This window comes from Sneathiella litorea, assembly GCF_009882915.1.
In the GTDB taxonomy this organism is placed as follows: Bacteria; Pseudomonadota; Alphaproteobacteria; order Sneathiellales; family Sneathiellaceae; genus Sneathiella; species Sneathiella litorea.
In genome coordinates, this window is the sequence record NZ_WTUW01000009.1 from 758355 (window position 1) to 771467 (window position 13113).

General features: G+C 50.5%; 16 protein-coding genes. 8 read left to right on the forward strand and 8 right to left on the reverse strand.

Features of this window, described 5'->3' with window-relative positions:
* Positions 1 to 10 precede the first annotated feature (10 nt).
* Together GQE98_RS17535 and GQE98_RS17540 are read right to left on the reverse strand one after the other, a co-directional pair.
* Positions 11 to 1381, reverse strand: a complete 1371-nt coding sequence (locus GQE98_RS17535) for an SEL1-like repeat protein (RefSeq protein ID WP_161317177.1) — start codon at positions 1379 to 1381, stop codon at positions 11 to 13.
* A gap of 142 nt (positions 1382 to 1523) precedes the next feature.
* Positions 1524 to 2408: a branched-chain amino acid aminotransferase gene (locus GQE98_RS17540; RefSeq protein ID WP_161317179.1), complete on the reverse strand. Its 885-nt coding sequence runs from the start codon at positions 2406 to 2408 to the stop codon at positions 1524 to 1526.
* Positions 2409 to 2513: 105 nt separating this feature from the next.
* Between GQE98_RS17540 and GQE98_RS17545 the strand changes: the two genes are divergently transcribed.
* From GQE98_RS17545 to GQE98_RS17555, 3 genes are read left to right on the forward strand one after another with little or no spacing between them, the layout of a single operon-like run.
* On the forward strand, positions 2514 to 3008 hold the full coding sequence (locus GQE98_RS17545; protein ID WP_161317181.1) for a MarR family winged helix-turn-helix transcriptional regulator: 495 nt from the start codon (positions 2514 to 2516) through the stop codon (positions 3006 to 3008).
* Between the two features lie 26 nt (positions 3009 to 3034).
* Positions 3035 to 3718: a response regulator gene (locus GQE98_RS17550; protein WP_202526372.1), complete on the forward strand. Its 684-nt coding sequence runs from the start codon at positions 3035 to 3037 to the stop codon at positions 3716 to 3718.
* Complete coding sequence (locus tag GQE98_RS17555) at positions 3706 to 5073, forward strand: ATP-binding protein (protein ID WP_161317183.1); 1368 nt, start codon at positions 3706 to 3708, stop codon at positions 5071 to 5073. The genes GQE98_RS17550 and GQE98_RS17555 overlap by 13 nt, the downstream gene beginning before the upstream one ends.
* Before the next feature lie 7 nt (positions 5074 to 5080).
* Here the strand turns inward: GQE98_RS17555 and GQE98_RS17560 are convergent, their stop codons facing one another.
* The 6 genes from GQE98_RS17560 to GQE98_RS17585 form a co-directional block, all read right to left on the reverse strand.
* Positions 5081 to 5419 carry a hypothetical protein gene (locus GQE98_RS17560; RefSeq protein WP_161317185.1) on the reverse strand — a complete coding sequence of 113 codons (339 nt, stop codon included), beginning with the start codon at positions 5417 to 5419 and terminating at the stop codon, positions 5081 to 5083.
* Between the two features lie 23 nt (positions 5420 to 5442).
* On the reverse strand, positions 5443 to 5784 hold the full coding sequence (locus tag GQE98_RS17565) for a tRNA-binding protein (RefSeq protein WP_161317187.1): 342 nt from the start codon (positions 5782 to 5784) through the stop codon (positions 5443 to 5445).
* A gap of 52 nt (positions 5785 to 5836) precedes the next feature.
* On the reverse strand, positions 5837 to 6274 hold the full coding sequence (locus GQE98_RS17570; RefSeq protein ID WP_161317189.1) for a hypothetical protein: 438 nt from the start codon (positions 6272 to 6274) through the stop codon (positions 5837 to 5839).
* An 82-nt stretch (positions 6275 to 6356) separates the two neighbouring features.
* Complete coding sequence (gene proC, locus GQE98_RS17575) at positions 6357 to 7169, reverse strand: pyrroline-5-carboxylate reductase (protein ID WP_161317191.1); 813 nt, start codon at positions 7167 to 7169, stop codon at positions 6357 to 6359.
* Between the two features lie 3 nt (positions 7170 to 7172).
* Entirely contained in the window at positions 7173 to 7679 is a 507-nt protein-coding gene (locus GQE98_RS17580; protein ID WP_161317193.1) for a type III secretion system chaperone family protein, read from the reverse strand.
* A 227-nt stretch (positions 7680 to 7906) separates the two neighbouring features.
* The gene (locus GQE98_RS17585) at positions 7907 to 8221 is read right to left on the reverse strand and encodes an accessory factor UbiK family protein (protein ID WP_161317195.1); all 315 of its coding nucleotides are present in this window, start codon (positions 8219 to 8221) and stop codon (positions 7907 to 7909) included.
* Between the two features lie 114 nt (positions 8222 to 8335).
* Between GQE98_RS17585 and lgt the strand changes: the two genes are divergently transcribed.
* From lgt to GQE98_RS17610, 5 genes are all read left to right on the forward strand, one after another.
* A complete protein-coding gene (lgt, locus tag GQE98_RS17590; protein ID WP_202526373.1) occupies positions 8336 to 9145 on the forward strand; it encodes a prolipoprotein diacylglyceryl transferase in 810 nt (269 codons plus the stop codon).
* Positions 9142 to 10206, forward strand: coding sequence for a class I SAM-dependent methyltransferase (locus GQE98_RS17595; RefSeq protein ID WP_161317197.1), 1065 nt, complete (start codon positions 9142 to 9144; stop codon positions 10204 to 10206). Before lgt ends, GQE98_RS17595 begins: the two co-directional genes overlap by 4 nt.
* Position 10207: 1 nt before the next feature.
* Positions 10208 to 10972: a peptidoglycan editing factor PgeF gene (pgeF, locus tag GQE98_RS17600; protein WP_161317199.1), complete on the forward strand. Its 765-nt coding sequence runs from the start codon at positions 10208 to 10210 to the stop codon at positions 10970 to 10972.
* Positions 10973 to 11120: 148 nt separating this feature from the next.
* Positions 11121 to 11930, forward strand: a complete 810-nt coding sequence (locus GQE98_RS17605) for a hypothetical protein (RefSeq protein ID WP_161317201.1) — start codon at positions 11121 to 11123, stop codon at positions 11928 to 11930.
* A 162-nt stretch (positions 11931 to 12092) separates the two neighbouring features.
* Positions 12093 to 13028, forward strand: a complete 936-nt coding sequence (locus GQE98_RS17610; protein ID WP_161317203.1) for a ribose-phosphate pyrophosphokinase — start codon at positions 12093 to 12095, stop codon at positions 13026 to 13028.
* Positions 13029 to 13113: the final 85 nt, after the last annotated feature.

The window sequence follows — 13113 nt, forward strand, 5'->3', positions numbered from 1 at the left end:
TGTTTTCTGATTAAAGCTCTTTCTGACGATCAATCAGCCATTGCCTCGCCAGCCGATTAGCCTCCGCTATTTGCACAGAAGACATTTTTGACATCAGAACCTTGTTTAATTTTGGTGCTGCGTTATCACCCTTTGCCCCAGAAATAAGAGACCATTTCAACGCCTCAATCCGAACCAACGATTGCTCAATCTCCGTTTGCGCCGCCGCATTATCAAGATCAGCAATTTTCGCCTGCTCGAATATTTCCTCAACCGCATCTGCATTTAATCCATCAAGGGATTTAAGCGAGGCCAAAGCCTCAGACTTTGAATTTGTCAAAGCCGGTTCCGCAAGATTAGTCTCGGCTGAACTTTTGGCAGACTCAGTTGATGGTGCAAGCGCCGCCGTCTGTATTTCAGATGAGGGTTTTGGCTCGGGCATCGCTTCAGATTTTAATAACGCCGGTTGCTTGCCGTCTGCTGGGGACCCGGCATTTTGTACCTCTGCCAAGGACTTTTGGGTCGGCGTTACAGCTACTGGCTCTGTTTGTCCCGGTATCGCCATCGCATTTGATGAAGTATTTTCAGGTGTAGAGTCAACCTGAGCCGGCGTGACGGGCTCCTGCAGCGACGATGCCGCTGCAGCACTGCCTCCTGAGACCGATGCTGCGCCCTGTTGTTTGGCCATCAAGTCTGCAAGACGCGCCCTTGCTGCGTCAAGGCTGGTTTGACTTTGCTGTGCGTCCTTTTGGGCAATGGCCAGCCGCTGTTCTTCGATTTTTTTATTACGTATCTCCGCTTGGCGTTTCGCCTCTTCGGCTGCCTGCTGTGCGGCAAGGATTGCTGCTTGACGGCTTTCCTCAAGCGCCTTTGCCTTGGCCTCCGCGTCCGCTTTTCGCTGTGCGATCATTTCTCGCTGAGCTGCAGCGCGTTGTTCAGCAAGTGAATCTTCTGTCTCTAATGGAGATTGTTTCTGAGCGACTGTTGCTGCCTTTGTCTCCTGAAATGCGGCTTCGTCCTGCCCGGTATAATCCCGAAACCAAACCCCCAGAGCCATGAGAGATCTTGTCTGCGCTTCCCGCAAATCTTCTGTCGACATAGAAGCACGAAGCCTCTCAATCACTTCATTCGCATCTTGATAATCCTGAGCCGCGGCCAGCTTGAACCAGGAGTATGCCTCAACAATATCAGTCTCGACGCCATCAGCCCCTTTTTCAAAAATCTGCCCAAGCGCAAACTGCGCCTTTGCATCACCCCGTTTCGCAATAGGCTGCCATTCCTCGATAGCCGCGGAGGCGTCGTTATTGTTCAAGGCTTCCTGCCCCGTTTCATAACTTGCCTGAACAAATTGCGTGCTGAAAAAAACCAGCGCTATTGCCAGTGAAAAACGCTTCGTTTTCATAATGATCTTGTGTCCCGGTAAAACTGCGGCTTAATCAATTCCTCTAAATATTATCGCTATTTTAGACGAAATTGTGCAAAAATCAAAATACCCGTCGCAACATGGTTAAGACGGGTAGTCAGTTCAACCTATTTCGCCAAACCTAGGCGGCAATTTTTCTGCGGACGCAAGCATCATAGTCCTTGATCAACTGTGCACAGATATCACCAGGTACAAACTGATAGGTATCAATGCTGCTGACCGGGGTTACTTCGGCAGCAGTACCCGTCAGGAAACACTCCTCAAATTCAGCCATTTCCTCAGGCATGATTGCACGTTCCACGACTTCAATCCCGCGCGCCTTTGCAAGATCAATCACAGTGCGCCGGGTGATGCCGTCCAGGAAACAATCCGGTGTTGGGGTATGCAATACACCGTCCCGTATAAAGAAGATGTTTGCGCCTGTCGCTTCGGCAATACGACCACGATAATCAAGCATCAGTGCGTCATCGAAACCTTCGGCCTCCGCCTGATGTTTACTGAGCGTACAAATCATGTATAGCCCCGCCGCTTTTGACTGGGTCGGGATTGTCTCCGGCGACGGCCGCTTCCAGCTAGAAAGCTTCAACCGAATGCCTTTCATGCGTGCTTCAGGCGAAAAGTAACTCGGCCAGACCCACGCGGCAATCGCCAAGTTTATCCGGTTGCTCTGGGCGGACACTCCCATCATTTCGGAGCCCCGCCACGCTACCGGGCGCACATATCCATCAACAATTTTGTTTGCGCTTACAGTCTGGCGCGAAGCCTCATTGATTTCCTCTGCGGTCTGCTCCAGCGTGAAGCCGAGAATACGAGCGGATTCAATCAGCCGGTCCGTATGTTCCCTAAGTTTGAAAATCTCGCCATCATAGACCCGTTCCCCTTCAAACACACTGCTGGCATAATGCAATCCATGTGTAAGGACATGGATGTTTGCATCGCGCCATGGTACGAGTTTACCATTCAACCAAATGAAGCCGTCACGATCAGAAAAAGAGGAGGTATCCATTTTGAAGCACCTTGAGTTATTATAGTATCGTTTAATCCCGTAAAATGTTCGATATATGTCGGATCGAATGATAATTTTGTAACATTATAAGAAATATATGTCAACATGACTGACTTAAAATCAGTAAATAATCCACTTTTTCTGCGTGAAGAAGAACTGCGCCAGGCAATTGAGCTCCTGTTTTTTGCCTATCGTGACTTTACGGCGGGTCCTGATCAGATCCTAAAGGACTATAAGTTTGGACGGGCACATCACCGGGTGATTCATTTTGTTGGGCGGAATGAGGGCATGACTGTGTCAGAGTTGCTTGATATTTTGCGGATCACCAAGCAAAGCCTGAACCGGGTTCTCAGCAACCTTATCCAGCGTGGTTTCATCGAACAGCGCCAAGGCGAGGAAGACCGGCGACAACGCTGCCTCTACTTGACGGAAGAAGGACGATCGCTGGAACAAAAGGTGAGCCGCGTCCAGCGGGAACTTGTTGCCAGCGCGTTTCGTGAGGCCGGCGGTGAAGCCGTTGCAGGTTATCGAAAAGTGCTGACGGGTCTGATTGATGAAGCAAATCGCGATACTGTGCTCAACCGGGTTTTGAAGCCATGACGTATACTTGCGGCGGATAGCGCACGATGATGGATAACGCGCCTCATATTCTGGTGGTGGATGACGATACTCGACTACTATCACTCTTGAAAAAATATCTGATGGATAATGGTTATCGCATCTCGACAGCGACAAGCGCCGAAACAGCGGAAACCAAAATGGTTGGGTTCTTTTTTGACCTGATCGTACTCGATCGTATGATGCCCGGCGGCGATGGTATCGACCTCGTCCGCCGGATGCGCACGGGCTCTGGTGTAAGCCGTGAAATTCCGATTTTGATGCTTACGGCAATGGGGGATGCCGAAGATCGCATTCTCGGTCTGGAAGTCGGTGTTGATGACTATCTCAGCAAACCCTTTGAGCCGCGGGAGCTTTTACTGCGTATTGATGCAATCCTGCGGCGATCAAAAACCGAAAAACTTAAAGAACTGCAGTTTGGAGCCTTCACTTTCAACCTGGAACGCGGTGAACTCCTCAAGGATGGGAAAATAATTAATCTCACATCTGGTGAATCGCTCCTGTTAAAGTCTTTGGCAGCCATGCCTGGCGTTCCAATAAGCCGTGAAGACCTATCCCTGTCCAGCGGCAGCCAAGGCCGCGCCGTTGATGTGCAGATCACGCGGCTTCGGCGCAAAATTGAAGAGGACCCGAAATCGCCACGACACCTCCAGACAGTCCGTGGCGAAGGGTATGTGTTATGGGCGGATTAGCATTCATACAGGAAATTTACCGCCAGATTACGGCAGGTTTTATCAAGAACCTGATGCCACGGACGCTCTTTGGTCGATCAATCCTGATCGTTGTATTACCGATCCTGCTATTGCAAATTCTGGTTACTTATATTTTCTATGAACGCCATTGGGATGATGTTGCCCGGCGTCTTGCCCAAGGGGTTGCCGGTGATGTAGCCGCTGTCATTTCCCTTCGCGATCGATTTCCCGGCGCAACAGCTGAGGCGGATATCCTGAACATCGCGCGCGGTCAAATGCGGCTCGCAGTGAGCATTGAAGAGGGTGCACGGCTTCCCGAAGGGAGCGAAAAACAACAAAGCTACGGCTTCCTGGAAAGTCACCTTGTAAATGCCCTGAAAGAAAGCCTACCGGCCCGACCCTTTAATATTTCAACCAACAAGAAGCTTGAATCCGTTGTTCTCCTTATCCAGCTACCTGATGGGGTTTTGCAGGTTATTGTCCGTGACAAGCGCCTGTTTTCCACAACAACTTATATTTTTGTTATGTGGATGGTGGCGATCTCCCTCGTCCTGTTGGGCGTCGCACTTCTTTTCCTGCGCAACCAGATGCGGCCTATCCGCCAACTGGCAACTGCCGCGGAACAGTTTGGTAAAGGTCAATTTGTTGAGGATTTCAAGCCAAGCGGCGCGCAGGAAATCCGCTCGGCGTCCCGTGCCTTTCATGTCATGAAACATCGTATTCTTCGTCAAATTACCCAACGGACCGAAATGCTGGCAGGGGTAAGCCATGACCTTCGCACACCCTTAACCCGCATGAAGCTGCAACTTGCGATGATGCCGGAGAGCGATGAAAGCAAAACCAGCCTTGAAGGCGATGTATCTGACATGGAGCAAATGGTCGAAGGCTATCTCGCGTTCGCTCGGGGGCAGGAAGCTGAGGCCGTCGAAGAAACAGATATTACGGAGCTTTTCCAAGACACTGTTATGAATGCCCGCCGTGAAGGAGCGGCAGTATCCCTCGATACGCCGAAAAACCTTCATGCAGAAATCAGGCCCAGCAGTTTTAAACGATGTATTACAAACCTGATTAGCAATGCCGCCCGCTATGCTTCGGAAATCTGGATTACCGTCAAGACAACCAACTCGGAAATGGTAATTCTGATTGATGATGATGGGCCGGGAATACCAAAAATTAATCGAAAAGACGTATTCCGTCCGTTCTATCGTCTTGATCCGTCTCGCAATATGGAAACCGGTGGAAGCGGCCTTGGGATGACAATTGCCCGGGACGTCATCCACGGTCACGGCGGACAGATCTCGCTTGGCGATTCGCCGGCCGGAGGATTAAGGATCGAAATTCGTCTGCCACTCTAATGCGAGGTCAATCGTCAAACGGAGCGAACGCCTGCTGAATTTCACTGACCGCTTTCTGGTCCGTGACAGGTACTTTTGCGAAAGTGGTGTTGGCGATGGCAAGCACTGGTGGAATGCTTGCCATGGCAAGCTGCGGTGTTTTTGCCGCCTTCGCCATCATGAAAACTTTGTTGACTTCACTGTTCAGGCTCCGCGTCAGACTGGCGACATCTGAATCCCGGGTTTTAATCACCGCAAAGGCCTGGCTCGCCTTTTGACAGGCCTCATTTATTTGTTGGGTTTGTTTCTGAAACAACGATGTCAGGTCCGGCGGTGCCGGTATACCGTCCTCATTCTCATCTGCCATCAGTATGGCTCCCTACTCTCAAATCAGTGAAGGCGCGCGCCTATCGGAACTTCATGGTCAGGCGCCGCGAGAGAAATATTCCCTTCTGCATCACTGAAACCGAGCACCAGCACTTCCGACATAACGGGCCCGATTTGCCGCGGCGGAAAATTCACCACCGCCATCACACGTCGGCCCACAAGGTCCTCCGGATTATAAAGAACTGTGATCTGCGCTGAACTTTTCCGAATGCCGATGTCCTCTCCAAAATCGATCTTCAGCTTGTAGGCGGGTTTACGTGCCTCCGGGAACTCTGTCGCCTCCAGCACTCTGCCCACGCGAATATCCACCTTCAAAAAATCGTCAAATGTAATCTGGTTATCCATGTTTGTCGCATCTCCTTGGTTTCGAAGATGCTATTGCAAAAAGATACGAAAATCATCCGCCAGAAGAAAATTTCTCTGCAACCTGCTCAATCGTGGCCAGCGATTGCTCCATAGATTTACTTATGGCCTCAAAAGACTTGCTGGTCGATGCCGTTAGCGTGTCCGCATTCTTGCTCAAATTCTCAACTGTCAGATTAAAATTGTCGATCTCGGACTGGATATTCGGAATAGCTTCCTGCCCAGCCTTCCCCGTCCAGACGGAACCATTAAGCGAGCCCTGCATATTCCCGACAGTTTGCTGCAAGGTGGTGCGTTGTGCGGCAACAATATCCTGCAACCCCTGAGAAGTAGCCTGAACCGCTGCTATCATCTTCTGCATATTTTCATTCTGCATGCTCGCGACCGCACTGAGGTCTGGAATGATCAACCCTCCGGCAACTGTTGGCGCCGAGGGTGCTGCAGATTGTTGTGTTTCAGTCTTTTCACTCATTGCCCTATCCTCATTTAGAGTATTTAGGGTATATGGTGATCTTTGAACAACTTAAAAGAGTATAGTTTAAAAATTTAAACCCCTACCCTAACTCTTTTGATCTTATTGTCGCGGCTGCAACCGTCTTTTCCATCAAGGGCCCAAGACCGCTCTTTTCGTTCATCAGCACTTCCAGCCCCGCAGCCGTCGTGCCATTTGGACTGGTAACATTCTTGCGAAGTTGCGCTGCCGTCTCATCAGATTGACGCACAAGTGCACCCGCCCCGGCAACAGTTTCCTGAGCGAGTTGAATTGCAAGTTCTTCGGGCAAGCCTGCCTGCACACCGGCCGCTGTCATCGCCTCAACCATATAGAAAACATAAGCAGGCCCCGAACCAGATAGCCCGGTAACCGCATCCATCAATCCTTCATCTTCTATCCAGGCAACGGAACCAATGGCTCGCATGAGCCAATCACAGTGATTCTTCTGTACCAAAGAGACATGCGGGTTGGGACAGCATACGATCATGCCCTGATGTACGGCGGCGGGCGTATTGGGCATCGCACGGATAACGGCAGCTGTTTCACCAAAGGCCGCCTCGAACGTCGCAATTCTTGTGCCTGCCGCAATCGAAACGACCAAACTACCCGTTTCTGCGTAGGCCCGAAATGTCGGCAGGACATCAGAAATAATTTGTGGTTTGACGGCAAGAACGATTACGTCGGGTTTGAAATCAGTCGGAATTTCAGACGCAGCGCCGATCCCCCGACAGCCAAGCTTCAGGGCAACCGCCAGATTCTCTGAGTTTGGATCAATGACAACAATGTTGGCGGGGTCGACCTGATGATCAATCCAGCCGCCAAGCATTGCTTGCCCCATCTTGCCAGAACCGACAAGCAGCAAGGAAAGAGACATTCTTTAAGCCTCACCCATCGTTTCAAACATCGCCGCCTCAATCGCTTCTTCAGGAGTTTTTCCACCCCACAGGCAAAACTGAATTGCCGGATAGAATTTTTCAAGCTCACTCATGCCGATCTCGACAAGTGTCTGAATTTGCTCGTTTGTGACCACGCATGCACTGCTTAGCAATAGTGAGTGACGGAATAGAATCATTCCCTCCTCCCGCCAGGTATCGAAATGACCAACCGGCATGCGCTCATTCACGCGTGCCAACAACTCGTAAACGGATCCATATTGCCGTTCCGGTATCTTGACGTCATAGGCGCAGGAAAAATGGAGAGCGCGAAGATCAGACCGCCAGGAAAACCAGAGATGATATTGGCACCAACTCCCCTCCACACCGACAGTAAGTTCATTGTTGCCCTGACGATCAAACGACCAATCGTTGTCGGCAATGATACTTTCAATGAGATCGAGGGGGTTTGAATCTTCGAGTTCTTCGCGCGTGAGATACAAGGACGTCATGGAAGCATTCCTTTCAGAACCATCCCGCCGGCTGGCGCCCTGTTGCTGACCTCAAAGCTCAGCCGGTAAGGAAATCTACTACAGGCCATATATGGTGCTGCAAGTTTCGCTACACCATAAATCTAGCGTAGTCTGCCTTGAGTTGCGGCGCAACAAAGAATATGGCTGAGGGTTATATTTCTTGTGGATAAATTTGGGCGAATTGCAGTTTCCTGCCACCTGAAAATCTACTTTTCGGACGAGGTCGATTTAGCTTTCCTCGGTGCCGCCTTACGGGCCCGGGTCGGCTTGGCCAGATCTTCAAGCTTTTTCTCAAGCGCATCAAGGCGCTCCTTCAACGCGTCGTTTTCTTCCCGCGCCAGAGTGGCCATCGCTTTAACGGCATCGAACTCTTCCCGCGGGACGAGATCCATTTCGCTAATGAAGCGTTCCATACGTTGGTGAAAGAGATTTTCCCATTCGGTTTTTACGCCCTGGGCCGTCCCGAGGGCGCCTGTTGCAAGGCGGGCCAGATCATCAAAAAGCCGTGAGTTCGTCTGCATCGCGTTGGATCCTTGTTGTTACTAAGGCCATAATGGCGACAGCCAGAGGTGAAAGCAACCTCTTTGCCTTGATTTACTTGCGAATGTTTTAAAGAACTTTATATAGTAGCCCGCATGATAGTATCGACCTTGTTTTCGGCAATTGCCTTTCCTGAAATCGACCCCATTATTTTTCAGGTCGGGCCCTTTGCTATTCGCTGGTATGCCCTTGCCTATGTCGCCGGCCTGATCATTGGCTGGCAGCTCATGATGCGTTTCGCCGGAGCAGAGGGATCGCGAATTTCCGCTAAACAGGTTGATGACTTCCTGATTTGGGCCACGCTTGGTGTTATATTTGGCGGCCGACTTGGTTATGTTCTATTCTATAAACCGGATTACTACCTCAGCAATCCAGGTGAAATCTTCATGGTCTGGCAGGGCGGAATGTCCTTCCATGGCGGATTTCTTGGGGTTGTTCTCGCGACCATTCTTTATTGCCGCCATAAAAAAATTATCATTCTGGAGTTCGGGGATTTATTGGCAACAGTTGTGCCAGTCGGTCTCTTCTTTGGACGCATCGCTAATTTTATCAATGGCGAGCTTTATGGGCGTACGACGGATGTCCCCTGGGGTATGGTTTTTCCAGGCGGTGGTATTTTACCCCGCCACCCCAGTCAGCTCTATGAAGCTCTTCTTGAAGGCGCGGTGTTATTTGCAATCCTGCTCATTTTCCGCAAAACCCGATACGCCAATAAGCCGGGCTTTATTATGGGCTTGTTCTTTGCCGGCTACGCCGTCGCCCGCAGTATCGTCGAGTTCTTCCGCGAACCGGACGCCTATCTTGGTTTCCTTGTCGGCAGCTTAACGATGGGCCAACTTCTCTCCTTACCAATGTTGATTGTCGGTTTCTATTTTATGCTTCGGCCGTCTCACAAATCCTCATGAATGATCTTGGAAAATTGCTGAAGGCGCGGATTGAAAAGACCGGGCCGATTTCCATTTACGACTATATGAAACAAGCGCTTGGGCATCCGGAGTATGGCTATTATTCCCGCCAGGACCCGTTTGGTGAGCAAGGTGATTTTATAACCGCGCCAGAGATCAGCCAGATGTTTGGTGAACTTATCGGGTTATGGGCCGTTGACGTTTGGGTCAAGCTGGGTTGTCCGAATAAGTTCCATCTCGTGGAATTGGGCCCCGGAAATGGTACCTTGATGGCGGATGCACTAAGAAGTGCTCGCCTCGCCCCGGATTTTCTGGCCGCTGCGGAAATCCATCTTGTAGAAAATAGTGCCCGATTGAAAGCACAGCAGGCAGCCGCCTTAAAAAATTACGAAGTGAGTTGGCACACTGATCTGCCTGACCTTACCGGCGCTCCCATTATCCTCGTCGCAAACGAATTCTTTGATGCTCTCCCTATACGCCAGTATTGTTTTAGCAAGGGTAACTGGCGTGAACGTCTTGTCACTGCAATCGATAATAAATTTGACTTTGTCTTGTCTACTGACGTGACACCCCTTGATCTTGCCTCATCCGGAAAGGAAGGCGATATTGTCGAAACCTGCCCAGACGGCGAACAAATAGTCGATAGAGTTTGCGGGCATCTTTCTAAAAAAGGCGGGGCCGTGCTGATTATTGATTATGGCGCTGCCGATACTCTTGTTGGAGATAGCTTTCAGGCGTTAAAAGGCCACAAGCATTCGAACCCTCTCACGTCTCCTGGAGAGGCAGATCTCACCGCCCATGTAAAATTCGCAACGTTGCGAAAAATTGCGGCGAAGCATGGCGTCATGGTTCAAGGCCCAACTCCTCAAGGGCGCTTTCTTGAACGACTCGGAATAGAGGCACGCCATCACCTGCTCCGCCAGAAAGCCGATGATACCCAAAAGAAAAAGCTCGATGCACAGCTCCGACGCCTGACCAGTGCTTCTGAAATGGGAACGCTTTTCAAAGTCATGGCTTTATCCCATAATATGTCCGCCGCAACAGAAGGATTCGGGAGCTAACATGCTGAAAAGCCATATTTTGAAGAACGACGCTCTTGCGCATGGCTTCTTTACGCGAGACGGCGGTGTCTCCGAAGGGCTTTATAGAGGTCTCAATTGTGGACCCGGATCAAAGGATGATCCAGCGCGGGTGAATGAAAATCGATCCCGCGCCATGGCAATGATCGGGCAGCCGCCAACCGCACTACGCACCGTCTATCAAATTCATAGTACAGATGTCCTTATCCTGGATCAGCACGAAGAAATTACCCCAAGACCAAAGGCAGATGCGATGGTGACAAGGCTGCCGAATATAGCACTCGGCATTCTAACCGCTGATTGCGTCCCTGTCTTATTTGCGGACGCGGAAAACGGGGTTATCGGTGCCGCGCACTCCGGCTGGAAAGGTGCCGTTGGCAACATAAGTGCGCGGGTAATCGACAAGATGACCGAACTTGGCGCCAGAAAATCTAATATTAAGGTTGCGATTGGCCCTGCAATTGCCCAAAAATCATATGAAGTAGGGCCGGAATTTCCGGAACCCTTTCTCAAACTTGACCCCGCGGCGAAGAAATTTTTTATTCCCTCCAAGAACCAGGGGCGACATATGTTTGATTTAACCGGCTATGTCCGCACGGGGCTTGAAAAGCTGGATATTGGAGATATTGAGTTGCTGGACAAAGATACCTGCACAGAAGAAGAACTGTTTTTTAGCTACAGGCGTATGGTAAAAAAAGGGGAAGCTGATTACGGTCGTCAGCTTTCTGCCATTGCCCTCACTGACTAACTATTGACTAGCTTGTCATAACCGGGGAAGAACTTGTAAGAGAAGGTAAAAATGCCGTATATGGTCGTCTTTATTATGATCTGTCTTTTGGGAGTTCTTGCAACCTGTGCAATGTAATTTCTTTATAAAGGCGTTTTTGGTTATTTGCGTGGGTGTGATTGCCGCCTGCCAGCCTTTGCAACGTCCTTTCCAGCCGGAAGTAAAGTCTTCCTGGCGTGCGGCTCCGGGCCCACGTACAGCGCTCTACGTTGAACCGGTAAAAGACGGCCCCGCAGATCTTGAAAAAGCTATTGCCTCCAATTTACAGAAACTCGGCATTGCCGCCTTTGCCGGTGAGGCCGCGCCAAACCGCTATTATGTACGGGGCTTCATCATAGATAAAGAAGACGGGCACTATCTTAACTGGACGGTTTTCGACCCGCAAAATCGCGACACCGGTCTTTATGCGCTTGAGAAGTTAGAGGATACAGGAAACTTGGCTGAAGTTCCGGCGGAATCTATCGAATTATTGGCGGCAAAATCCGCCAGCGACATCGATAAATTGCTTGGCGGTGACGGGATAAATTTCGCCGAGCTTAATAAACCGGTTATTTTTGTTCCAATCGTCGAAGGTGCGCCGGGCGATGGATCAGAGAGTCTGGCTGCAGCTATTCAGGATGAGCTTGCCCGGCGAGGGCTTGAAGTTTTGGCAACCGAGACCGGCGCAAATTTTGTTGTACGCGGACATGCTGAGATCACCCCCCCCAAACTTGAAACACAGATAATCGAAATTGTCTGGAGCCTTGAACGGCGGAATGGTGAACAGGTTGGCCAGGTTAGACAGCGCAACAGAATCAGGGCGGGATCGCTGAACGGTGCCTGGGGGGATACCGCAAGGCTTGCAGCCCGCGGAGGGGCGGATGGCGTCTATAACCTTCTGAAAAAAAGTGAGCCGGACTATTTTAGGCCAAAATCATGACGGTAATTATCAATTTCCTATAAAAAAGAGTGTTTAAAGCGTTTACAGGGCTTATGGGCCTTGGTAAGTTCCGCCCGCCGACGCCAGCTCGTTCATTTTTCGTGCGAGGGGCAGTGTGTTTTTAACTGATAAAAGCCCTCTACGAACTAAAGGATCGCTCCTATGAAAGTGCTTTCGGGAAATGGCAATCGACCTTTGGCGGAAGCCATTACGAGCTACCTTAAGCTTCCTTTAACTGATGCCGATGTCCGGCGGTTCTCGGACATGGAAGTTTTTGTAGAAATTCATGAGAATGTGCGCGGCGAGGATGTCTTCGTTGTACAGCCCACCTCTTTTCCGGCAAATGACCATTTGATGGAACTATTGGTCTGCATTGATGCGCTGAAAAGAGCCTCGGCATCGAGAATCACAGCGGTCCTCCCCTATTTTGGCTACGCCCGCCAGGACCGAAAGCCGGGACCAAGAACACCCATTTCGGCGAAACTGGTCGCCAACCTGATAACAACAGCAGGGGCAGACAGGGTTCTCACCATGGATCTGCATGCCGGCCAAATCCAGGGGTTCTTTGATATTCCAACGGATAACCTGTTCTCTGCGCCCGTTATTGTCCCTGATATTGAAAAGCATTATGGCAAGGGAAGCGATATCACCATCGTATCTCCTGATGTGGGCGGCGTTGTTCGCGCTCGCGCGTATGCCAAAAGGCTTGACGCAGACCTTGCAATCGTAGATAAGCGCCGTGAAAAAGCTGGTGTTTCAGAAGTGATGAATATTATCGGTGACGTCAAAAATCAGCGTTGTATTCTGGTCGATGATATTGTCGATAGTGCGGGCACGCTGTGTAATGCCGCCAAAGCACTGATGGAAAAAGGTGCGAAAAGTGTGGCGGGATATGTAACACATGGTGTCCTGTCTGGTGGTGCCATTTCACGCATTAACGACTCTGCACTCGATGAAATGGTAACGACCGATAGTATCATGGAGACGGAAGCATTCCGGGCTTCAAAAAAGATGCGGCAAATTTCCGTCGCTCCGCTGATTGGCGAAGCGATGTATAGAATTTCAAAGGAAACTTCTGTTTCCAGCCTATTCGACTAATTCGGATAGGCATTAGGCGGCGCGGGCACCCCTGGAGGCACGCGTCATATTGGCACCGGGTTTATCCCGGTGTTGCTCGTTACGT